Annotated in this window: 20 protein-coding genes; 9 read left to right on the top strand and 11 right to left on the bottom strand. The window is 75.6% G+C overall.

Going from position 1 to position 20985, the window contains the following annotated elements; all coding sequences use genetic code 11:
- Positions 1-162: 162 nt before the first annotated feature.
- Together ACFWEG_RS02710 and ACFWEG_RS02705 are read right to left on the bottom strand one after the other, a co-directional pair.
- Positions 163-594 (bottom strand): hypothetical protein, encoded by a 432-nt coding sequence (locus tag ACFWEG_RS02710; protein WP_387208404.1) that lies wholly within the window; start codon positions 592-594, stop codon positions 163-165.
- Positions 595-875: 281 nt separating this feature from the next.
- Entirely contained in the window at positions 876-2030 is a 1155-nt protein-coding gene (locus ACFWEG_RS02705) for an aromatic acid exporter family protein (protein WP_387208402.1), read from the bottom strand.
- 156 nt (positions 2031-2186) lie between these two features.
- On the opposite strand from ACFWEG_RS02705, the gene ACFWEG_RS02700 reads away from it, so the two are divergent.
- Both ACFWEG_RS02700 and ACFWEG_RS02695 read left to right on the top strand, forming a co-directional pair.
- Positions 2187-2771 carry a TetR/AcrR family transcriptional regulator gene (locus ACFWEG_RS02700; protein WP_387208400.1) on the top strand — a complete coding sequence of 195 codons (585 nt, stop codon included), beginning with the start codon at positions 2187-2189 and terminating at the stop codon, positions 2769-2771.
- Complete coding sequence (locus tag ACFWEG_RS02695; RefSeq protein ID WP_387208398.1) at positions 2768-4159, top strand: MFS transporter; 1392 nt, start codon at positions 2768-2770, stop codon at positions 4157-4159. The genes ACFWEG_RS02700 and ACFWEG_RS02695 overlap by 4 nt, the downstream gene beginning before the upstream one ends.
- 5 nt (positions 4160-4164) lie before the next feature.
- Here ACFWEG_RS02695 and ACFWEG_RS02690 read toward each other — a convergent pair whose 3' ends face one another.
- Together ACFWEG_RS02690 and ACFWEG_RS02685 are read right to left on the bottom strand one after the other, a co-directional pair.
- The gene (locus ACFWEG_RS02690; RefSeq protein ID WP_387208396.1) at positions 4165-4440 is read right to left on the bottom strand and encodes a hypothetical protein; all 276 of its coding nucleotides are present in this window, start codon (positions 4438-4440) and stop codon (positions 4165-4167) included.
- Positions 4441-4516: 76 nt separating this feature from the next.
- Positions 4517-5260, bottom strand: a complete 744-nt coding sequence (locus tag ACFWEG_RS02685; protein WP_387208394.1) for a metallophosphoesterase — start codon at positions 5258-5260, stop codon at positions 4517-4519.
- 84 nt (positions 5261-5344) lie between these two features.
- On the opposite strand from ACFWEG_RS02685, the gene ACFWEG_RS02680 reads away from it, so the two are divergent.
- Complete coding sequence (locus ACFWEG_RS02680; protein ID WP_387208392.1) at positions 5345-6028, top strand: CGNR zinc finger domain-containing protein; 684 nt, start codon at positions 5345-5347, stop codon at positions 6026-6028.
- Here the strand turns inward: ACFWEG_RS02680 and ACFWEG_RS02675 are convergent.
- From ACFWEG_RS02675 to ACFWEG_RS02660, 4 genes are all read right to left on the bottom strand, one after another.
- Positions 5965-6852: a nitroreductase/quinone reductase family protein gene (locus tag ACFWEG_RS02675; protein WP_387208390.1), complete on the bottom strand. Its 888-nt coding sequence runs from the start codon at positions 6850-6852 to the stop codon at positions 5965-5967. The genes ACFWEG_RS02680 and ACFWEG_RS02675 overlap by 64 nt on opposite strands.
- A 316-nt stretch (positions 6853-7168) precedes the next feature.
- A complete protein-coding gene (locus ACFWEG_RS02670; RefSeq protein WP_387208388.1) occupies positions 7169-7594 on the bottom strand; it encodes an OsmC family protein in 426 nt (141 codons plus the stop codon).
- Positions 7595-7822: 228 nt separating this feature from the next.
- Entirely contained in the window at positions 7823-10003 is a 2181-nt protein-coding gene (locus ACFWEG_RS02665) for a phage holin family protein (protein WP_387208386.1), read from the bottom strand.
- Positions 10004-10156: 153 nt separating this feature from the next.
- Positions 10157-10588: a hypothetical protein gene (locus tag ACFWEG_RS02660; RefSeq protein WP_387208384.1), complete on the bottom strand. Its 432-nt coding sequence runs from the start codon at positions 10586-10588 to the stop codon at positions 10157-10159.
- A 115-nt stretch (positions 10589-10703) separates the two neighbouring features.
- Between ACFWEG_RS02660 and ACFWEG_RS02655 the strand changes: the two genes are divergently transcribed.
- Both ACFWEG_RS02655 and ACFWEG_RS02650 read left to right on the top strand, forming a co-directional pair.
- Positions 10704-11480, top strand: a complete 777-nt coding sequence (locus ACFWEG_RS02655) for an MBL fold metallo-hydrolase (RefSeq protein ID WP_387208382.1) — start codon at positions 10704-10706, stop codon at positions 11478-11480.
- Between the two features lie 8 nt (positions 11481-11488).
- A complete protein-coding gene (locus tag ACFWEG_RS02650) occupies positions 11489-12121 on the top strand; it encodes a DedA family protein (RefSeq protein ID WP_387208380.1) in 633 nt (210 codons plus the stop codon).
- Between the two features lie 51 nt (positions 12122-12172).
- On the opposite strand, the gene ACFWEG_RS02645 is transcribed toward ACFWEG_RS02650, so the two are convergent.
- The 3 genes from ACFWEG_RS02645 to ACFWEG_RS02635 all read right to left on the bottom strand — a co-directional run bounded on the left by ACFWEG_RS02645 (position 12173) and on the right by ACFWEG_RS02635 (position 15674).
- Positions 12173-13225, bottom strand: coding sequence for an MBL fold metallo-hydrolase (locus tag ACFWEG_RS02645; protein WP_387208378.1), 1053 nt, complete (start codon positions 13223-13225; stop codon positions 12173-12175).
- Positions 13222-14547 carry an aminotransferase class I/II-fold pyridoxal phosphate-dependent enzyme gene (locus ACFWEG_RS02640; RefSeq protein WP_387208376.1) on the bottom strand — a complete coding sequence of 442 codons (1326 nt, stop codon included), beginning with the start codon at positions 14545-14547 and terminating at the stop codon, positions 13222-13224. Before ACFWEG_RS02640 ends, ACFWEG_RS02645 begins: the two co-directional genes overlap by 4 nt.
- Before the next feature lie 251 nt (positions 14548-14798).
- Positions 14799-15674, bottom strand: coding sequence for an RNA polymerase sigma factor SigF (locus ACFWEG_RS02635; protein ID WP_387208374.1), 876 nt, complete (start codon positions 15672-15674; stop codon positions 14799-14801).
- Positions 15675-15965: 291 nt separating this feature from the next.
- Between ACFWEG_RS02635 and ACFWEG_RS02630 the strand changes: the two genes are divergently transcribed.
- From ACFWEG_RS02630 to ACFWEG_RS02615, 4 genes are all read left to right on the top strand, one after another.
- Positions 15966-17768 (top strand): thiamine pyrophosphate-requiring protein, encoded by a 1803-nt coding sequence (locus ACFWEG_RS02630; RefSeq protein ID WP_387208372.1) that lies wholly within the window; start codon positions 15966-15968, stop codon positions 17766-17768.
- 188 nt (positions 17769-17956) lie between these two features.
- A complete protein-coding gene (locus ACFWEG_RS02625; protein ID WP_387208370.1) occupies positions 17957-18496 on the top strand; it encodes a type 1 glutamine amidotransferase domain-containing protein in 540 nt (179 codons plus the stop codon).
- Between the two features lie 84 nt (positions 18497-18580).
- The gene (locus ACFWEG_RS02620) at positions 18581-20074 is read left to right on the top strand and encodes a bifunctional phosphatase PAP2/diacylglycerol kinase family protein (RefSeq protein WP_387208368.1); all 1494 of its coding nucleotides are present in this window, start codon (positions 18581-18583) and stop codon (positions 20072-20074) included.
- A 47-nt stretch (positions 20075-20121) separates the two neighbouring features.
- Positions 20122-20934: a methyltransferase domain-containing protein gene (locus ACFWEG_RS02615; protein ID WP_387208366.1), complete on the top strand. Its 813-nt coding sequence runs from the start codon at positions 20122-20124 to the stop codon at positions 20932-20934.
- The last annotated feature ends 51 nt before the right edge of the window (positions 20935-20985 follow it).

Below are 20985 nucleotides of genomic sequence, written 5' to 3'. Positions count from 1 at the left end.
GTGGCTGATGCGTCGAGGTGCGAGGCGGAGGAGGGAAGCGACGCAGTGGGGTCTCCCCTGCTCGAGCGAAGCCGAGAGCTTGGGGAAGTCGTTGACCGACGACAACGCCGCGGATCGGCGGATCAGGCGCCACGACTGCGGGCAGGATCCGCCGGACACCCCCTAAGGGCGGCTCTCTGCCGCCACCCGCCGGGCGGCCGTGAACTGCAGCACCGCGAGCGCGCCGACGACGACCGCCTGCAGGACGCCGTAGGCCACGCCGACGGGCGTGGGGTCGAGCCGGAAGGCGAGGACGGCGAGGCTCGCGACGGCCCAGACGGCGTTGACGTCGACGACCGCGTGCACGGCGGCGAGCGGCGGCCGCCGGCGGGTGGACAGCCAGCCGACGAACCCGCCGAACAGCGTGAGGAACACGCCGACGGCGAGGACGGGCGCGGTCCCGTAGCCGAGGAAGTCGCCGATCGGGCCGGGGGCGACCACGAACGCGACGCCGGTCGCGGTCGTCGGACCGGCGTCCAGGAGGAGGTAGCGGCGGAGCAGGGCGGCCGGGGCGGTGGACGTGCGGGCGCGGGGGGCGAGCGGGGTCGCGGACACGGGGAATCAGCCTCCGTCGAGGTCGGACATGCTGGTCAGGGGCCGGATCCCGGGCGGAGTGCGCCGCCCGGAACCCGGTACGCACACTGTGCCGGGGCGGGGCGGCGGGGGTCGATTACCGCGGAGGTAATGCGGGCGCCACCGCCTGGCGTCAGCCGTCGGAAGCCACCCCGCGGGCGTCAGCCGTCGGAAGCCACCCCGCGGGCGTCAGCCCCCGGGCGTCAGCCCGCCCGGAAGTCAGCCCGCCCGGAAGTCAGCCCGCCCGGGCGTCACTCCGGGCATCACCCGTCGGGCGTGCGACCCAGCTCCGTCAGCAGTTGCTGGGTCTGCGCGACCAGCCCGCCGACCGCGGGGGCGACCTCCACGTCCTGCCGTACCAGGTGGTCCTTGAGCTGCCGGTGTGCCTCCCAGGCGCGGTCGAGCTCCCGCCCGCGGTGCGCCGACGACCAGGCCGGCGCCTCCCCGCCCGGCGCGGTGCGCGCCGGGGGCCCGAGGCCGCCGGGGTGCGACACGTCCACCGCGCAGACCTCCCCCGCGTGCCGGAGCAGCGCGGCGAGGGCGTACAGCACGGGGTCCGGCGCGGGGACGAGCCCCGGCCGCTCCCCCGCCGACTCCGCGAGCGTCACCGTCAGAGCGCGCAGCTGGTCGGTGACCCTGTCCCAGTGCGCGTCCCACCAGGTGGGCGGCAGCATGCCGGTGGGGCGGCGCATCCGGCGGCCGGGGTTGAAGCGGTAGCTCTCCTCGGTCCACTGCCGGGCGTGGCGCAGGTCGGTCAGCGCGCCGCCGAGCTGCCGGGTCCGGTCGTGCCAGGCGCGGGCCTGCTCGACGTCGTAGCCGGCGTCGATGTCGTCGGCCATCGTCGCGAGGAGCGACGCGCACGACTCGGGGAGCCGGCGCAGGTTCGCGCGGACGTCCCGCAGATGGACCGGCGGCAGGATCAGCGCGTTCACGGCGATGCCGATCACCGCGCCGATCAGGCACTCCAGGAGGCGGTGCAGGATGTCGTTCGCCGTGTACGAGCCGTACGCGAGGACGAACAGGGCGGTCGTGGGGGCGTAGACGCCGTTCGGGCCGAAGCGGGCGTAGTTGCCGAGGAACACCGTGAGCGGGACGGCGATCAGCATCGCCGTCATCGTGTCGCCCGTCAGCGCGGCCGCCCCGGCGGCGATCAGCGTGCCGGCGGCGATGACGGCGAGCTGCTGGACGCCGGAGCGCAGGGAGCGGTAGACGGTCGACTGCACGAGGATGACCGCGGTCCAGGGGGCCATCAGCGCCATCGGCGCGCCCCACCACCAGCCGGCGACCGCCCACGCGAGGACCGCGGCGCCGGCGGCCTTCAGCGACTGCGCGGTCAGGTCGCGCTCGGGCCCCGGCCGCGTCACCGCGCGCCGCACCGTCCCCCCGACGGCGGCGGCCTCCGCTCGTAGCCACCGCACCCATCGCACCGTACGCGCCTCCTTGATCGTCCCGGAGCGTCCGAGTGCCCCTGGCCTGCGGCGCGAAACCGGCGCGAGGCCGTGCGACGGACCACGGACACCGCTGCGGACCTCAGCACGTAGACACCGTCTACCGCATCCTGGTAGACACCGTCCATGACCGCTCCCGATCTCCGTACCCGCCTCGTCGAAGCCGGCGTCGCCCTCCTCGGGGCCGAGGGTCCGGACGCCCTGACGCTGCGCAGCATCGCCCGCCACGCCGGTGTCTCCCACGGCGCTCCCCGGCGGCACTTCCCCACCCACCGGGAGCTGCTGTCCGCCATCGCGCGGAAGGGTTTCGACGATCTCGCCGCCGCGGTCGGGCTCGCCCTGCGGGACGGCGGGACCCCCCGCGCCCGACTCGCCGCGCTGGCGACCGCGTACGTGGAGTTCGCGCGCGCCGAGCCGGGGATGTTCGCGCTGATGTTCCGGCACGACCTGCTGGCGAGCGGGACGCTCGGGCTGCGGGAGCGGAGCCTGCCGCTGTTCGGGGTGCTGGAGGAGGCGGTGGCGCAGAACGCCCCGGACGCGGCGCGGGACCCCGGGGTGACGGCCGCCGCGCTGTGGGCGAACCTGCACGGGATCGCGCAACTGTGGTCCTGGGGCAGCCTGCAGCTCGCGACGGAGCTCGACGACGTCGCCCCGCTCGTCGCGGCCGCGCTGGACGCGCACCTCGGCCCGGCGGACGGGGCCGGTTGGTGATCACGGAGAACCACCGGCGGTTGACGCTCGCCGGAAGCGTGGTCGGGGCGTCGGTCGTCGCGGTGGACGGGACGATGCTCACGATGGTGCAGCCGGAGCTGCGCCGGGAGCTGGGCGCGACGTTCGGCGAGGTGCAGTGGACGAGCACGGGGTACCTGATCGCCGTCGCGGCTCTGCTGGTGTTCGCGGGCCGGCTCGGCGACCGCCACGGCCACCGGCGGCTGTTCGGCTGGGGGATGCTCGGCTTCGCGCTGACCTCCGCGGGGATCGGCCTCGCGGACGGGATCGGCGAGGTCGTCGCGCTGCGGATCGCTCAGGGCGGGTGCGGGGCGCTGCTCCAGCCGGCCACGCTCGGCATGCTGCGGGCCGCGTTCCCGCCCGAACGGCTCGGGATGCCGATCGCGCTGCGGACGGGCGTGATCGCCGCGTCGGCGGCGGTCGGCCCGCTGGTCGGCGGGGCGGTGGCGGCGCAGTTCGGCTGGCGGTCGGTGTTCTTCCTGAACGTGCCGCTCGCCGCCGCCGTCGCGCTCGTCGCGCTGTGCGTGCGGGTGCCGGAGCCGAGGCCCGCGGGCCTCGTCCCACCGGACCTGCCCGGGGCCGTCCTGCTCGCCGTGGCGCTGGCCGGCTTGGTGCACACGGCGGTGGCGCTCCCTGACGGCGGATGGACGGCCGGGACCGTGCTCGTCGCCCTCGCGGCGACCGCCTCGGCCGTGGCGTTCGCCCGCCACGAGCGGCGCGCGGACGAGCCGCTGATCCCGCTCGACGTGCTGCGCTCGACGGACGTGACCTCGTCGCTCGGCCTGCTGGTCGCCGCCTCAGCGGCCCTGTTCGGGTCGCTGTTCCTCGGCACCTACCACCTCCAGGACGTCCTCGGCCTGGATCCGCTCGCCACCGGCCTGCACGCCGTCAGCGGCCCGGCGCTCATGCTGGCCGCCGCACCGCTCACCCCGGCGCTCTCCCGCCGGTTCGGGCCCCGGGCCACGGCCGTCGGCGGCTCGGCGCTGGTCACGGCGGGCGTGCTGCTCCTCGCCCGCCTCGACGCGGGCACCGCGCCGATCGCCCTGGGCTTCGCCCTGCTCGGCGCGGGCTTCGGGACGGTGATGGTCACCGCGACCGCGGTCCTCCTGCGGGCGGCGGACGTCTCGGCGGCCGGCGTCTCCGGCGGCCTGCAGCAGACCGCCCTCAACATCGGCCCGGTGCTCGGCATCGCCGTCGCCACGATGCTTACCACAGCGTCGGAGGGCCCCTTCGCCTCCGCGCTGCGCCCCGCCCTGGCCGCCCTCGCTGCCGTGGCGGTGGCGGGCGGCCTCCTGGCGTCGCGGATGCCGGGCCGCGCGTCCGCGCGAGCGGCCCGGCCTTCCGCGCCCCTCGCCGAGGGGCGCCGCTGACGGCCTCAGTCCGCGGGCTCGTCCGGCGGCGGCTGCTCGGGGTTGACCCCGCCCTGCGACGCGGCGTCGCGGCGGGGGCCGGTGCCGGACTCGTCCGTGTCGGGGACGTCGGCCGGTTCCGCGTCGTCGCCGGCGTCGTCCTCGGTCCGGTCGCCCTTCGGACCCTCCGCGGGGACGTCGAGCGGGTCGGGTCCCGGACCGGCCTGCTGGTCGGGCATGTCGCGCGGGATGGCCGCGTCGGGACCGTTCTCGCCGGGGCCGTAGGGACGGGGGTCGCCCATGGTGGTCCTGCCTTTCGCGTGCGGGTGCGTCCCCGTGCGGGTGACCGCCCGCGCGGCGTTCACACCTCCCGCACGATCACGGAACGACCCGGAAGTGCGTGGTCAGACGCCCGCCGTCGTCCAGGACGTGGAAGGCGAGCCCCGGCGGCTGCTCCCGCATCGCGGGCGCGTCGCCCTCCCAGGGCAGGCGCAGCGTCCAGGTGACACCGGGGGCGACGACGAGGGGGCGGCCGGCGAAGGTGGAGGCGGCGGGGGTGTGGGCGTGGCCCGTGAGGACGGCGGCGATCCGCGGGTGGTCGGCGAGCAGCGCGGCCAGTTCGTCGGCGTTCCCGAGCAGGGAGCCGTCGGGCAGGGGGTGGTGGAGGGCGACGGGCGGCTGGTGGAACGCCAGCAACGCACGCCTGCCGGCGGGGAGTTGCGCAAGGGCCGCACGCGTCCAGGCGAGGGTCTCGGCGTCCAGCAGGCCCTCGTCGCGGCCCGGGATCGTGGAGTCGAGCATCAGGATCGCGGTGTCGCCGATCTCGTACAGCCGGTCGATCGGCCCGTCCGCGGGCTCCTCTCCCAGCAGGCCCTTGCGGAAGGCGGCCCGGACGTCGTGGTTCCCGGGCCCCACGAGGACGGGGAACGGGGCGTCGAGGATCCGGGCGGCCTCCTCGTACTCGGCGATCGCCCCGTGGTCAGCGATGTCACCCGTGACCAGCACGGCGTCCACGGGGCGGGGCAGGGCGCGCAGGTAGTCCATCACCCGTTCCGCGCGCTCGGACGACCGGCCGCTCCCGTCGAGGTGCAGGTCGCTGATCTGGGCGAGAAGTGTCGTCACGCATCCCCCTAATGCTTGAGCGTCTTGTTTCCGTTAGGACCCTAGACTGCGGAGGCCACGGCGTTCAAGAGAGAGGCCCCACGGATGGACAGGGAAGACGCGCAGCCGCTCGCGCTGGCACTGGCGAGCACGATCCGGCACGACGGGGCGGGCGGGGTCGCGGACGATCTCGCCGACGTGGCCGGGCTGCGTGAATGGATGGGCGAGCAGGACGAGTTGGGGGCCCCGGACGCCACGGAGGAGTTGCGCGCGGAGGTGGTGCGCATCCGCGAGGCCGTCCGCGCCCTGTTCGCGCGTGCCGTCAGCCCCGCCCCGCCGAGTCCGGCGGACGCCCACCGGCTGCTGCCCGTCGGGGAGGCCCTGGCCAGGCTCAATGCGGCCGCCGCCCCCGAGCCGGTGGTTCCGGAGCTGAGCTGGCCGGCGGACGGCACTCCGTCCGTCCACCTGTCCGCGGTGCACCCCGGGACCGATCCCGGGGTGCGCCTCGTCGCACAACTCGCCCGTGCGGCAGCCGACTTCCTCGCCGGACCGCAGCGCGCGAGGCTGCGGGCCTGCACCGCACCGCGCTGCGTGCGGTACTACGTGCAGACCCACGGCCGGCAGGAGTGGTGCAGGGCGTCCTGCGGCAACCGCGCCCGGGTGGCCCGGCACGCCCGGCGGCAGCGGGAACGGACGGCTGGCGGTCAGGCGGGGACGGGCGGCGGTCAGGCGGGGGCGGGCGGGAAGGGGATCGCGGCGAGCGGAGGCAGGACGACCTCCTCCTCGTAGTCCAGGTGCGCGGTCAACTCGGTTACCAGTTGCGCGAGTTCGGATCGGAACCGCACCGGATCCGCGTGCTCGACGTCCGCCAGCAGCGCCACGAGGTCCGTCTGCAGCCGGGCGACGGTGACGTGCTCCGCACGCAACCGCTCGAAGGCGGGGGCCAGTTCAGGGTGCTGCCGGGCGAGCCCGGGGAACGCGTGCGCGTCCTCCGCCCGGTGGTGGAAGTCGAGGGTCTGGCAGAACGCCAGGCAGTGCTGCCGGATCCGCAGCCCGAGCGGCGGCGCGGAGGCGCCGGGCGTCCGGTGCGCGAAGTACGCCGCCACCTCGGCCTCGACATGGGCGAGTTCGGCCCGCAGCCAGTCGTGGACCGCGACCATCTTGTCGGCGAGGTTCGCCACCGGCTTCCGCGGCGCGTGCTCGGCCGGCTCCAGGACGACGACCGGCAGGACCCGGCTCGTCGCCTCCTGGTAGTCCCCGTACCCCGGCACGGCCGCCGTGACCTGCGCGAACAGCCGCTCCCGCGCCTCCCCCTCGGCGGGCACGGCGACCGCCTCGTACACCTCGGTGCCGATCTCCACCTCGACCAGCGGATGCGCGAGCAGGTTGTGGTACCAGGCCGGGTGCCGGTGCGCGCCCCCGGCCGAACCGATCACCATCGGCAGCCCCCGTTCCGCGTCCCGCACGTATCCGAGCGGCACGGTGTGCCGCTTCCCCGAGCGGGCCCCGGTGGTCGTGAGCAGCAGCAGATCACCCCCTTCGAAGGGGCCGCCGACCCGGCCGGCACGGGCGCGGAACTCGTCGATCACGGACTGGTTGAACGATGCGGGCATACGGATCCCCGGGAAGTAGGCGCGCGTGAGCCGCGCGAAGAAGAACGAAAGTGGAAAGACGGCAGCGGTCCGCACGTCGGACGGGCTGCGGGAAGACGCGGAACGCGGCTCAGCAGGCTCGGAGAAGCCTGGCCGCGGAGTATGAACTCATGGCGTGGTCCTTCAGGTACGGCGCTCGCCCGGTGTCCGGCCCGCCCACATCTCTTCGGCCGGCACCACGTGGCGCGCCCACATCACAACAGGGCCCGCGCGCGGCTGTCAACACACTTCGGCGGGCCGCCCCCGGGGAGGGACGGCCCGCCGGGGTGACGCGTGGTCAGGCGAGGTTCGCCGTCAGGGTGATCTCCGTGCCGGACAGGGCCTGGGAGACGGGGCAGTTGGCCTTGGCGTCCTCGGCGGCCTTGGTGAAGTCGGCGGCGTCGAGGCCGGGGACGGCGCCGGTGACGGTGAGGTGGATGCCGGTGATGCCGGTGCCGGGCTGGAAGGTGACGTCGGCCTTGGTCTCCAGGCGGGTGGGCGGGGTGCCGGCGCCGCTGAGGCCGTGGGAGAGGGCCATCGAGAAGCAGCTGGAGTGCGCGGCGGCGATGAGCTCCTCGGGGCTGGTCTTGCCGTTGGCCTGCTCGGCGCGGGACGGCCAGGAGACCGGGTACTCGCCGATGCCGGACGAGTCGAGGGTGACGACGCCGTTGCCCTCGGTCAGGTTGCCGTCCCAGACGGTGTGGGCGGTGCGCGTGGTGGCCACGGTGGTTCCTTTCGGATGCGGTTGCGGGGACTCGGTCAGAAAGCTACCGGTTCACGCCCCGTCAGGCGCTGCTCCACGGCGCCACGTCGCGTGTGCGGTCCGACGCGTGCGGGACGGCGGGCGACGACCGGCCGGGACCGGACCCGAAGGGCCCCCGCACCGCCCGGAGCGAACCGTGAGCCCCCCCGACCCGCCGGCACCGGACCGTGAACCCCCGGACCGCCCGCATCAGGCCGTACGCTCCCGGACCGTCCGCGCCGCCGCCCCCGGTTCGCGGCCCGCGTCGCGGGAGGCGCGGGGGTCGGGGGCCGCGCCGCGCCCGTCCGCGCCCGCCGTGTTTCCCAGCGGCGCCGCGATCGGCACCTGCGGCCCGTGCTCCTCGCGCAGCCACCGCCGCAGCACCCGGTGCACCTGCTCCGCGCCGACGAGCTCGCCGCCGTCGGCCACGGGAGGCGACAGCTCCAGCGGCGAGAGCAGGAACGCGTGCGACTGCTCACCGCCGAGCCCGCCGTGCGAGCCGATCTGCTCCTCGAAGGCGAGGACCTCGCCGGTGGCGGGCTCGTAGGCGGAGTTGACCATGATGTCGGCGGTGTGCGGGAAGGTGTGGGTGCGGCGGACCGCCTCGACCGCACCGGGGCCGAAGTCGGCGAGCGGGCCCGGGTTCTCCTCCAGCTCGGCGAGCGGGATCTCCGCGCCGTTCGCGCCGAGGACGACCCCGCCGTGCTCCTCGCTGCGGACCAGCAGGAAGCCGATGCCGGGGTGGTTGGCGAGGGTGGAGAGCAGCGCCGGGTGGCGGTGGTCGATCTCCTCGCGGGTCAGCCGCGCGTACGGGTTCGGCAGGTCGGCCGCGGCGGGGAACGAGATCAGGCCGAGGTTGCCGGAGGCGAGCACGACGGGTTCGGAGTCGGAGAGCACGGCCGGCCGCAGCGACCCGCCGGCCTCCTCGACCGGCCGGTGCAGCGCCGCCCGCACCGCGCTGCGCGCCTCGGCGCCGCTGTGCGTGCGCCGCGCCCTGCGCGGGACGGGGAGCCCGCACCCGGCCCGCACCAGGTCGCGCAGGGTGAGCCCGTAGCGGGCGGCGAAGGTCTCGCCGGGGCTCTGCCCGTGGTCCGACAGGAGCACGAGCCGGTACGGGCGCGGGGTGTGCTCGGCGACCTTCGCGATGAGCGCGACCGAGCGGTCGATCCGGGTCAGGACCTGCTCGGCGTCCCGGCTGCGCGGGCCCGAGTGGTGCGCGACCTCGTCGTATGCGACGAGGTCGGCGTAGACCGCGCTGCGGCCGGCGAGCATGTCGCCCATGACGGCGGCGACGACGACGTCCCGCTCGACGACGGTCGCGAAGGCGCGGATGAACGGGTAGAGCCCGCCGCGCCCGACCCGCGGCCGCTGGTGGCGCACGAGCACCCGCACGTACTGGCCGATCTCGCGGCAGACCTCGGCGACGAACGACATCGCCGTGCGGACGGCGTTGCCCGGGTCGGAGAAGTACGCGAAGTACCCGGCCCGCGAGCGGTTGTCGGGGCCGCGGCGGGCGGCGATGGACAGCACCAGGGCGAGCTGGTCGGCGCCGCCGCTGAAGAGGTTGCCGCGGCTGGCGCCGTCGAGGGTGAGCAGCCCGCCGTCCCCGGTCCGCTCGATGGCCCGGCGCTGCAGCTCGGCGGCGCTGGCCGGCCGGTTGCAGACCATCACCTCGCCGGTCTCCTTCTCGTACCAGCGGAAGGCGGGGACGTCGAAGTTGCTGCCGTGCAGGATGCCGAGCTGGCTGGCGCCGGTCTGGCTGGACCAGTCGGTGCGCCAGGGGGTGAGCCGGTGGGTGGTGTGCAGGAGCCCCGCGACGGCGGGCATGAGACCGGAGTCGACGCCGTGTCGCAGGACGTCGTGGCCGACGCCGTCGAGCTGCAGGAAGACCGTCGCCGGGGCCTCGGCCGGCGCGTTCTTCTCGCCGTGCCGGCGCCGCCGGCGGTCGGCGAGCCGGTGGAGGCGGCGGCGGTAGGCGCTGTCGTCGCGGACGGCGAGCGCGGTGGAGGTGGCGGAGGCGACGGCGGACATGACGGCGGCGACGAGCACCGCGGTCTCGGGGTTCGACTCGCCGCGCCCGTCGGGGATCGCCCACAGCGCGAGGAGCAGCAGCGAGCCGTTGAGGAAGAACACCAGCAGGCCGATGACGAGCGCCGGCACGAACAGCAGCACCCGGACGAGCAGCGGCCAGACCAGCGCGCTGAGCAGTCCGAACGCGCCCGCGCCCCACGCGGTGGTGAACGCGACCCGGGTCAGGCTGTCGTTGTCGTCCTGGAGCCGGAAGTCCGGCAGCAGGGCGGCCATGGCGAGCAGGGTCGCCGAGGACACCGCCCACACCGCCACCACCCGCACCAGAGTGCCGGTGGCCCGCCGCCATCGCGCGTCCCTCACGCCGTTCCTCACCTCTGTGTCCCACGCCCGCGGACCCCCGCCGGGTCCCGTTTCAGCCTGCCATACGGCCTCTGTCCCGATCGGTGCACCGCACGCCTCGGTCAGGCGACGGGCAGGCGTTCGACCTGCGGCGCGAGTCCCTGGGCGGCGCGGTCAGCAGCCGTCGTAGCCGGCCGTCGGCATCGAGAGGCGGCGGTGGACCCCCGCCTTGTCGGCCGCCGCGTACGCCGGTTCGGGCCGGGCGGCGCTCTCCCAGCGGACCCCGCGCGCCGCGCACACGGCGGTGAAGTCCGCGACGGAGGTCACCGCGCGGGCCAGCACGCGCTCGCCGGGCACGACGAACAGGTCGACGGCGCCGGCCTCGACATCGGCCCACAGGGCCGGGTGGGCGGGGTCGAGGCCGTAGCACTGGAGTTGCCGGACCACCGTGTGGCCGTGCTCCGCGGCCCAGCGGTCGCACATCGCCTGCTGGGCGCGGGTGTCGACGAGGAACGGCTCCGCGTCCAGTTCCTCCAGGGGCGTGAGACTGCAGATCGAGGCAACCCGCAGGTCATGTACGTCTCCGCCGTTCGCCCTACCGTCCACGACCGCTCTCCCCGCTCCCGCGCCGCCGGCCCTCGGCCATGTGCCCGGAGCCGACCCTACTCCGGGCACCGCGGCCGTAGGCTCGTACCCATGAGCTCGATGGAGGAGGCTCCCCGTGGCGCTTGAGGTCACCTGGTGGGGCCACGCGACCTGCACCGTGGAGGACTCCGGGGTGCGGGTGCTGACCGATCCGCTGTTCGCGCGCCGGTTCGCGCACCTGCGCCGGCGGCGCGGCGACCTGCCGCCGGCGCAGGCCGCGGTGGCCGACGTCGTGCTCGTCTCGCACCTGCACTCCGACCACCTCCACCTGCCGTCGCTGGCGAAGCTCGCGGACGGCACCCGGCTGCTCGTGCCGCGCGGCACCCCGCGCGCGGTGCCGGGGCTGCGCCGCGCGGCGGCGAGGCTGGCGGTCACCGAGGTCGCCCCGGGCGACGAGGTGAAGGCGGGGGACGTGGTCATCCGCGTCGTCCCCGCCCTGCACGACGGCCGCCGGCTGCCGATGGGCCCGCACCGCTGCCCGGCGCTCGGCTACGTCGTGCACGGCTCGCACGACACCTACTTCGCCGGGGACACCGGCCTGTTCGACGACATGGCCGGCGAGGTCGGCCGGGTCGACATGGCGCTGCTCCCGGTCGGCGGCTGGGGCCCGTACCTCGGCCCGGGCCATCTCGACGCGACCCGCGCCGCCGAGGCGCTGGTGGCGCTCCGCCCCCGGGCGGCGATCCCGATCCACTACGGGACGTACTGGCCGGTGGGCATGGACGCCGTCCGGCCGCACGAGTTCCACACACCGGGCGAGGAGTTCGCCCGGAAGGCGTCGATCCTGGCGCCGGAGGTGACGGTGCACCGTCTCGAGCACTGCCGGAGCGTACGGCCGGAGGCCGCCAGGTGATCACCGCGATGGTGACGACCCTCCCCACCGCGTCCACCCAGCAGGCGGTCGGCTACCCGACGCTCTTCCTGCTGGTGACGGCCGGGGCGCTGGTACCGGTCGTGCCGACGGGCGCGCTGGTGAGCGGGGCGGCGGTGGTCGCCCTGCACCAGGGGGCGCCGCTGTCGATGCTGCTGGTGTTCCTGGTCGCGGCGACGGCGGCGTTCGTCGGGGACATCACCCTGTACTGGCTCGGTCGCCGGGGGGTGATGTCGGAGCACGGTTCGCGCTGGCTGGAGGGGCTGCGCAAGCGGGCCCCCCAGGAGCGCCTGGAGAAGGCGCAGGCGAAGTTGGAGGACCACAAGATCTCGGTCCTGGTCCTGTCCCGGCTCGTCCCGGCCGGGCGGATCCCGGTGATGCTGGCGTGCCTGCTGGCGAAGATGCCGACCTCGCGCTTCGTCCGCGGGAACCTGCCCGCCTGCCTGGCCTGGGCGGCCGCCTACCAGCTGATCGGCGTCCTCAGCGGTTCGCTTTTCGCCGAGCCGTGGGAGGGCGTGGCGCTCGCGATCGTCCTGACGCTGCTGGTCAGCGGGGTGCCGGCGCTGTGGCGGCGGATACGGCGGCGGACGCACGGGGAGCGGGCGAGCGAGGCGCACGTCTGACCGGAGGCGCCTCGGGGAGCGGCGCGCGCCGGAACCGCGCGCCCGCCCGCCTCACAGCACCGCCGACGCCCCCACCGCCAGGTCCCACAGGTCCTCCGGCGGGCGGCCGGAGCGCCGCCAGGCCTCGCGGACCCGGTGCAGCGGCTCCATGACCGGCTCGGCGGAGAGCAGGAACGTCGCCCAGTGCATGGGCGCCATCCGGCGGGCGCCGAGGTCCTCGGTCGCGCGCACCGCCTCCTCGGGGTTGGTGTGCACGTCCTTGAGCCACCAGCGCGGCTCGTACGCGCCGATCGGCATCAGCGCGAGGTCGATCCCGGGGTGGCGGGCGCCGATCTCCGCGAACCAGTGCCCGTACCCGGTGTCCCCGGCGAAGTAGACCTTCCGGCCGCGCGGGTCGGTGAGCACCCAGCCGCCCCACAGGGTGCGGCAGGTGTCGGTGAGGCCGCGCTTGGACCAGTGGTGGGACGGGACGAAGTCGAGGCGCACGCCGCGCAGGGTGACGCCCTCCCACCAGTCCAGCTCGGTGACGCGGGTGAAGCGCCGCCGGTGGAACCAGCGGGCGAGCCCGGCGGGGACGAAGACGGGGGTGTCCCTGGGCAGCCGGCGCAGGGTGGGCGCGTCGAGGTGGTCGTAGTGGTTGTGGCTGATGACGACGGCGTCGACGCGGGGCAGTGCGGACCACGCCACGCCGACCGGGGTGACGCGGGCGGGGGTGCCGAAGATCCGCCGCGACCAGACCGGGTCGGTCAGGACGGTGAGGCCGCCGATCCGCACCACCCAGCTGGCGTGCCCGGCCCAGGTCACGGCGACGGTGTCGGCACCGGCCTCGGGCAGCGGGCCCGGGGCGAACGGGAGGTGCGGGATCTCGCGCAGGTCGGCGGGGGCGGGGCGGCCGGCCCCCTCGCGGGTGAAGCGGGCCAGGGCGCGCAGGCCGGGCAGCGGGGTGGTGAGCCGGTCGGCGAAGGAGCGGGGCCAGCGGCGGGGGGTCGAGAAGGCGGGGTCGGTGCGGCCCGGGGCGGTGGCGGGCCGGAGGCGGCCGCTCGGGGCCGGGGCCGTCGTCTCCGGGCGCGCCGCCGCGAGGGGCTGGTCCGTCCGGTCCGTCATCGAGGGGTCTCCGTCCCGTGGGCGCCGGCTCCGGGCACGTCCAGGGCCGTCTCGATCCGGTGCATCGCGTGTGCCACGTGCGGCAGGTGGAGCGGGTCCTTCGCGTGGAGGGACTCCAGGCGGTCCTCGGGGGTTGCTCCGAGCAGCGGGCCGGTGGAGAGCCGGACCCGCAGCGCGCCGATCGCGTCGCCGAAGCGGTGGCCGCCGGGGGCGGGCATGCCGAGCCGCTCGGTGAGGTGGGTCTCCAGTTCGGGGGCGTCGGTGACGCCGAGCCGGGCGAGGCCGGGGCGCAGCGCATCGAGGTCGGCGTAGAGGTGCCGGCCGGCCCGCGGCGGCCGGGCGAGGCCGCCGGCGGCGAGGACGGTGCGGTGGAGGGCGGCGGCGAGCGTGCCGTGGAGCCGGGCGGCGGCCTCGGCGCGGGCGACGACCTCGGGCGGCTCGTCGAGCGCGTACGCGGCCGCCGCGGCGACGGGGGTGGCGACGGTCGCGCGCAGCGCCGTCAGGACGTCGAGCGCGCGGGAGCGGAGCCGGGCGCCGAGGGCGGTGGCGGGGAAGAGGGCGACGGCGGCGGGCCAGCCGGGCGGGGTGAGCGAGCCGACGAGGTCGGTGAGGACGGTGACGTGCTCGGGGAACATCTCGGCGGGCCCGATGAGGACGGTCCCGCCGGTGGGCGGGGCGGTGTCGCGCGCGTCGTGGGGCGCGGACGGGGCCGGGTGCAGCGTGTCGCGCCACGTCTCGTCGCTCACCAGGTGCAGCCCCTCCCCCGCGGCCACCCGCACCGTCTCGTACAGCGCCTCCGGCGGGGGGACGGTCGCGGTCGGGTCGTCGGCGACGGAGAGCAGCAGCAGCCGCGGGTCGCCGCCCTCCGCCCTGACCCGGCGGACCGTCTCCAGCAGGGCGTACGGGTCGGGTATGCCGCCGCACTCGGCGGGGGTGGGGACGGTCCAGGCGCGGCGGCCCTGGAGCCGCAGCTGCGGCGCCCACCAGGCCGGGCACGGGCGGGGCAGCAGCACGTCCCCGCCGACGGCGGCGGTGACCGCGTGCAGCAGTGCGGAGGCGCCAGGTGCGGCGGCGACGTGCCCGGGGTCGGTCGGCAGTCCCCGCCGCGCCCAGTGGCCGGCGGCCGCGGCGAGCAGGCCGTCCCCGCCGCCCACGGGCTCCTCGCCCGCGCCGCCGGCCGCCGCGGCGACGACCGCGGCCAGCTCCGGCAGTACCGGGAGACCGAGCTCCGGCGCGGACGGCCCGTAGCGCACCGGCCCGTGGTCGGGGACCTCGGCGGCGGGTTCGCCGGAGCCGGGTGCGACCCGGGCCGTGTTCCGCATGCCTGCCTCCGTCCGCAGCGACCGGCCGCGCACAGCCCGCGCCTTTCGTACCGCTTCGTCCCGACTACTGACCTTTATACGTTCGGCGGACGCCACGGGCGACTTCCGGGACGGGCGGACCTCCGCCACCGGGGCGGCCCCCGGCGCCCGGCCGCCCGCACCGCACGGGGCCGGCCGCCCTCGGTGCGGGCGGCCGGCGGGTGGCGGCTCGGTGCGGCGGGCCGGGCGGGGCGGTGGCTCGGCCCGCCAGGTCAGGCGGCGTCGGCGAGGATGTCGTCGCGGATCTTCGCGCAGCAGCGGGTGATCAGGCGGGAGACGTGCATCTGGGAGATGCCGAGGTCCTCGGCGATGCGGCTCTGGGTCATGTCGCGGAAGAACCGCATGTAGAGGATGGTCTGCTCGCGTTCGGGGAGCGCCCGCAGGCGGGGCTTGACGGCCTCGCGGTCGATGACGGTGTCGAGCCGCCCGTCGGGGCCGCCGAGGGTGCGGCTGAGCGAGTAGCCGTCGTCGCTGCCGGGGAGCTCCGCGTCGAGGGAGAGCGCGGTGTAGCTCTCCAGCGCCTCGATGCCCGTCTGCACCTCCTCCTCGGTCATGTTGGCCGTCTCGGCGATCTCGGCGCGGGTGGGCGCCCGGCCGGGGATGGACCCGGCGAGCTCCTGCTGGGCGAACCTGACCCGGTTGCGCAGGTCCTGCACCCGGCGCGGGACGTGCAGCGTCCAGGTGTGGTCGCGGAAGTGGCGCTTGATCTCGCCGGTGACGGTCGGCACGGCGTAGCTCTCGAAGGCGTGGCCGCGGGCCGGGTCGTAGCGGTCGACGGCCTTGACCAGGCCGAGCGCGGCGACCTGGCGCAGGTCGTCGAGGGCCTCGCCGCGGTTGCGGAAGCGGGTGGCGAGCCGGTGCGCCATCGGCAGCCACTCGCCGACGAGCCGCTGGCGCAGCGCGTCGCGCTCCGGTCCCCCGGGCAGGGTGGCCAGGCGTACGAAGTCCGCCGCGCTGTCGGGGGCGTCGAGGTGGTCGCCCTTGCGGGGCTTGGGGGTCGCGGCGGCCGTGGCCCGCACGCGCTCGGTGCGGACCGGGGCCGGTGTGGTGCGTACGGCGACCGGGCGTTCGGGGATGGCGATGGCCATTCTGATCGGACTCCTCGGCAGGGTCTGGGGACGGACCGGCCGGCGTCACCTGCGGGAGTGTGCGCGGACCGGGAAGTGCCGGCGACGACTTGCTGTCGTCGCGGCGTGCCTGCAGTCCGAAGCACGTAAGGTCGCGTGCCCTGCATCCCCGGCGGCAAACGGGTGATTCGCGAAAGCCGCTCAGAGGGCCGGTGTGGCGCCCGGGACGGTCGGCCGCCGCGTGCGGGCATGGGTCGGGCGCATCGGGAAACCGGGCAGGGACCCGACGTGTACGACCCGAGGAGGAACGACATGGCCACCAAGGTCGCCGACCGGATCCTGGAACGGCTGCGGGAATGGGGTGTCGAGCAGGTCTTCGGCTACCCCGGCGACGGCATCAACGGCCTGCTCGCCGCCTGGGAGCGCGCCGGCGACACCCCGCGCTTCGTGCAGGCCCGGCACGAGGAGATGTCCGCGTTCCAGGCCGTGGGGTACGCCAAGTTCTCCGGCCGCCTCGGGGTGTGCGTCGCGACCTCCGGGCCGGGCGCGATCCACCTCCTGAACGGGCTGTACGACGCGAAGCTCGACCACGTCCCGGTCGTCGCGATCATCGGCCAGACCGCGCGGACGGCGATGGGCGGCTCGTACCAGCAGGAGGTCGACCTGCACGCGCTGTTCAAGGACGTCGCCTCCGACTTCCTGGAGACGGTCACCGTCCCCGAGCAGCTGCCGAACGTCCTCGACCGGGCGATCCGCACCGCCTGCGCCCGCCGCGCCCCCACGGCCGTGATCGTTCCCGCGGACGTGCAGGAGCTGGCCTACGAGGCCCCGTCGCACGCCTTCAAGATGGTCCCCTCCAGCCTCGGCCTCGGCGAGTCCACCGCCGTCCCCTCCGACGCGTCGCTGCAGCGCGCCGCCGACCTGCTGAACGCCGGCGACAAGGTGGCGATCCTGGTCGGCCAGGGCGCGGCCGGGGCCCGCGCCGAGGTGGAGGAGATCGCGGAGCTGCTCGGCGCGGGCGTCGCGAAGGCGCTGCTCGGCAAGGACGTCCTCAGCGACGACCTGCCCTACGTCACCGGCTCGATCGGCCTGCTCGGCACCCGCCCGTCCTACGAGCTGATGCAGGGCTGCGACACGCTCCTGACGATCGGCTCCAGCTTCCCGTACTCGCAGTTCCTGCCGAAGTACGGCTCCGCGCGGGGCGTCCAGATCGACCTCGACCCGCACATGATCGGCATGCGCTACTCCTACGAGGTCAACCTCGTCGGCGACGCCCGCGCCACCCTGCGCCGGCTCCTGCCGCTGCTGCGGCGCAACGAGGGCCGGGAGTGGCACGAGGAGACGGTCGCCGCGGTCGCCCGCTGGCGGGAGGTCAACGGCCGGCGGGCCCGGCTCTCCGCGGATCCGGTCAACCCGGAGTACGTCGCCGCCGCGCTCGACCCGCTGCTCCCCGCGAACGCGATGATCACCGCCGACTCCGGCTCCGTCACCAACTGGTACGCCCGCCACCTCACCCTGCGCCCCGGCATGAACGCGTCCCTCTCCGGCACGCTCGCCACGATGGGCTGCGCGGTCCCCTACGCGATCGGCGCGAAGTTCGCCCACCCCGACCGCCCGGCGATCGCGCTCGTCGGCGACGGGGCGATGCAGATGAACGGGCTCGCGGAGCTCATCACCGCGGCGAAGTACCGCGACCGCTGGACCGATCCCCGCCTCGTCGTCGGCGTCTGGAACAACCAGGACCTCAACCAGGTCACCTGGGAGCTGCGCGCCATGGGCGGCTCCCCCTCCTTCCACCCCTCCCAGCACCTCCCCGACGTCTCCTACGCCGCCTTCGCCCGCTCCCTCGGCCTCACCGGCATCCGCGTCGACAAGCCCGAGGACGTCGAACCCGCCTGGCGCGAGGCCCTCTCCGCCGACGGCCCCGCCCTCGTCGAGTTCCGCACCGACCCCGACGTGCCCCCCATCCCGCCCCACGCCACGTGGGACCAGATCGAGTCCATGGCGCAGTCGATCCTGCGGGGCGACAAGAACGCGGGGGGCGTGATCAGGCAGGGCATCAAGGCGAAGGCCCAGGAGTGGTTGCCGACCTCTCCCAGCCCGGCCGACGACTGAGGCCGAAAGAGCCCGGAACGGGCGAAAAAGAACGGCCCGGCCGGCGCCTGAGGCCGCGCGGCCGCAGGCCGTGCACCGCGGCGCAGCCGCGAGACCCCGCCGCCGGCCGCCCAAGGCCCCCGCATGGACCACCCCGCAAGGGGTACTCCGCCCCAACCGGAGAAACCCGCACGAAAGGACCCGCAAAAATGCGCATCGCATTCCTCGTCGCCCCCGAAGGCATCGAGCAGGTCGAGCTCACGGAACCCTGGCAGGCCGTCCTCGACGCCGGCGGCACCCCCGTCCTGGTCTCCACCGACACCGGCTCCGTCCAGGCCTTCAACCACCTCGACAAGGCCGACACCTTCCCCGTCGACAAGACCGTCACCGAGGTCACCGCGACCGACTTCGACGGCCTCGTCCTGCCCGGCGGCGTCGCCAACCCCGACGCCCTGCGGCTGGACGAGGACGCCGTCGCGTTCGCGAAGGGCTTCTTCGACGCCGGCCTGCCCGTCGCGGCGATCTGCCACGCCCCCTGGACCCTCATCGAGGCGGACGTGCTGCGCGGCCGGACGCTCACCTCGTGGCCGAGCCTGCGCACGGACATCACCAACGCCGGCGGCACCTGGGTCGACGAGCAGGTGAAGGTCTGCACGGGCGGCCCCAACACCCTGGTCACCAGCCGCAAGCCGGACGACCTGAAGGCGTTCAACGAGGCGGCGACGGCCGCGTTCACGGGCCGCTCCTGAACCCTTCAAGGCCTTGCCCAAGGTCTTGCCCACCCGTGACCGTCGGCACGTTGCCCGTGCGCCGGTCACGGGTAGACGCGGGCCATGAACGCCACTGACGACCTGCCCGTGCCGCCGCCGATCGCCGCCACCGGCCCCTTCCGGGCCCGGATCAGCTCCCTGGACCGCCGGCTGTTCGACGGGGTGGCGGGCCGTCACTGGCCGGGCGCCGAACGCCTCCTGCCCCGGCTCAGCCACAGCGCCAACCACGGGCTGCTGTGGTTCGGCGCCGCCGCGGCGATCGCCGCGACCGGTTCACCGCGGGCCCGGCGCGCCGCCGTCCGCGGGGCCGCCTCGCTCGCGCTGGCCTCGGCGACGGTCAACACCCTCGGCAAGCGCTCGGTGCGCCGCACCCGCCCGGTGCTCGACGCCGTGCCGGTCATCCGGCAGCTCAAGCGGCAGCCGATCACCACCTCGTTCCCCTCCGGGCACTCCGCCTCCGCCGCCGCCTTCGCCACGGGCGTGGCGCTGGAGCACCGCGGCTGGGGCGCGGCCGTCGCGCCGGTCGCGGCCGCGGTGGCACTGTCCCGCGTCTACACCGGGGCGCACTACCCCGGCGACGTCCTGGCCGGCGTGGCGATCGGCGCGGGCGCGGCGTACGCGGTCCGCGGCCTGGTGCCCACCCGGGACCAGCTGCCGGCCCCCGGCCGTCCCCGGGCGGACATACCCGCGCTCCCGGGCGGCGAGGGGCTCGTCATGGTCGCCAACTCCGCCTCGAAGACCTCGGAGCGGGCGGACCTGCTGCGCGCACTGCTCCCGCAGGCCGAGATCGTGGTGAGCCCGCCCGAGGAGGTCGCCGACGCGCTGGAGAAGGCCGCGGACCGGGCCAGGGTGCTCGGCGTCTGCGGCGGCGACGGGACGGTGAACACGGCCGCCGGAGTCGCCCTGCGGCACGACGTCCCGCTCGCCGTCCTGCCCGGCGGGACGCTCAACCACTTCGCCTACGACCTCGGCATCGAGGAGGCCCGCGACCTCGCCCGCGCGGTCGAGGCGGGCGACGGCGTCTCCGTCGATCTCGGCCGCTTCCGCACCGGCGAGGTCGAGGGCTACTTCCTCAACACGTTCAGCCTGGGCGTGTACCCCGCGCTCGTCCACGAGCGCGCCCGCTTCTCGGACCGGGTCGGCGGCTGGCCGGCGGACGTGCTCGCCGCCTGGCGGGTGCTGCGCTCCGAGCACCCGCTGGAGGCGGAGTTCGAGGGCCGGCGCAGGCCGCTGTGGCTGCTGTTCGCGGGCAACAGCATGTACCACCGGATGGGCCTGACCCCCGGCCGCCGCTACGACCTCGCCGACGGGCTGCTCGACGTGCGGGTGGTGCACGGCGGCCGCCGCCCCGGCGCGCGGCTGATCGGCGCGGCGCTCTCGGGCCCGCTCAGCCGCTCCCCGTTCCACGCCGCGCTGAAGCTGCGCCGGGTGCGGATCGACGGCATCGAGCCGGGCACCCCGCTCGCGTACGACGGCGAGGTGACGCGCATCCACGGCAGCCTGACGGTAGACAAGCTGCCGGAGGCCCTGTCGGTCTACCGCCCGCTGTCCACATAGCGAAACAGGGGTCTCATGAAGCGGGATTCTGTGGCTACGGTACGACCATGACCACCGGAGAGACGGCCGTCTACACCCACGGCCACCACGCGTCCGTCCTGCGCTCCCACACCTGGCGCACAGCCGCCAACTCCGCCGCGTACCTGATCGGCGAACTCCGCCCGCACCAGCGGGTGCTGGACGTCGGCTGCGGCCCCGGCACCATCACCGCGGACCTGGCGGCGCTGGTGCCCGAGGGCTCGGTGACCGGCCTGGAGCACGCCGCCGGCGTCCTCGACCAGGCGCGGGCGGTGGCGGCCGAACGCGGCCTCGGCAACGTCGAGTTCACCACCGGGGACGTCCACGCGCTGGACTTCCCCGACGGCTCGTTCGACGTCGTCCACGCCCACCAGGTGCTCCAGCACGTCGGCGACCCGGTGCGGGCCCTGAGCGAGATGCGGCGGGTGTGCGCGCCGGGCGGTCTCGTCGCCGCGCGGGACTCCGACTACGCGGCCATGGTCTGGTACCCGCAGCCGCCCGCCCTGGACGAGTGGCTGGACCTCTACCGCCGCGTCGCCCGCGCCAACGGCGGTGAGCCGGACGCCGGCCGCCGGCTCACCGCGTGGGCCCGCGCGGCCGGGCTCCGGGACGTCACCGCGACCTCCTCGACCTGGACCTTCCACACCCCGGACGAACGCGCCTGGTGGAGCAGCCTCTGGGCCGACCGCACGACCGCCTCGTCCTACGCCGACATCGCTCTGGACGGCGGCCACACGACCCGCGAGCAGTTGGCGCGGATCGCGGACGCCTGGCGGGCATGGGGCGCGGAGGACGACGCCTGGTTCACGGTCCTGCACGCGGAGATCCTCTGCCGCGTCTGACGTGACGGCGGCGCAGGGGTGCCGCGCCGCTGCCCGCGCCCGGGGCGCCCC

The organism is Streptomyces sp. NPDC060194 (assembly GCF_042728285.1).
Classification (GTDB): Bacteria; Actinomycetota; Actinomycetes; order Streptomycetales; family Streptomycetaceae; genus Streptomyces.
Note: the sequence above shows the minus strand (reverse complement) of the source record. Positions and strands in the feature narration are given on the sequence as shown.

Bases quoted from the DNA above. Each gene is read 5' to 3' on its own strand.
- ACFWEG_RS02630 (WP_387208372.1), top strand. From the start codon at position 15,966: ATGGCCACCAAGGTCGCCGACCGGATCCTGGAACGGCTGCGGGAATGG.
- ACFWEG_RS02620 (WP_387208368.1), top strand. From the start codon at position 18,581: ATGAACGCCACTGACGACCTGCCCGTGCCGCCGCCGATCGCCGCCACC.
- ACFWEG_RS02700 (WP_387208400.1), top strand. From the start codon at position 2,187: ATGACCGCTCCCGATCTCCGTACCCGCCTCGTCGAAGCCGGCGTCGCC.
- ACFWEG_RS02625 (WP_387208370.1), top strand. From the start codon at position 17,957: ATGCGCATCGCATTCCTCGTCGCCCCCGAAGGCATCGAGCAGGTCGAG.
- ACFWEG_RS02650 (WP_387208380.1), top strand. From the start codon at position 11,489: ATGGTGACGACCCTCCCCACCGCGTCCACCCAGCAGGCGGTCGGCTAC.
- ACFWEG_RS02640 (WP_387208376.1), bottom strand. From the start codon at position 14,547: ATGCGGAACACGGCCCGGGTCGCACCCGGCTCCGGCGAACCCGCCGCC.
- ACFWEG_RS02645 (WP_387208378.1), bottom strand. From the start codon at position 13,225: ATGACGGACCGGACGGACCAGCCCCTCGCGGCGGCGCGCCCGGAGACG.
- ACFWEG_RS02635 (WP_387208374.1), bottom strand. From the start codon at position 15,674: ATGGCCATCGCCATCCCCGAACGCCCGGTCGCCGTACGCACCACACCG.
- ACFWEG_RS02675 (WP_387208390.1), bottom strand. From the start codon at position 6,852: ATGCCCGCATCGTTCAACCAGTCCGTGATCGACGAGTTCCGCGCCCGT.
- ACFWEG_RS02690 (WP_387208396.1), bottom strand. From the start codon at position 4,440: ATGGGCGACCCCCGTCCCTACGGCCCCGGCGAGAACGGTCCCGACGCG.
- ACFWEG_RS02680 (WP_387208392.1), top strand. From the start codon at position 5,345: ATGGACAGGGAAGACGCGCAGCCGCTCGCGCTGGCACTGGCGAGCACG.
- ACFWEG_RS02615 (WP_387208366.1), top strand. From the start codon at position 20,122: ATGACCACCGGAGAGACGGCCGTCTACACCCACGGCCACCACGCGTCC.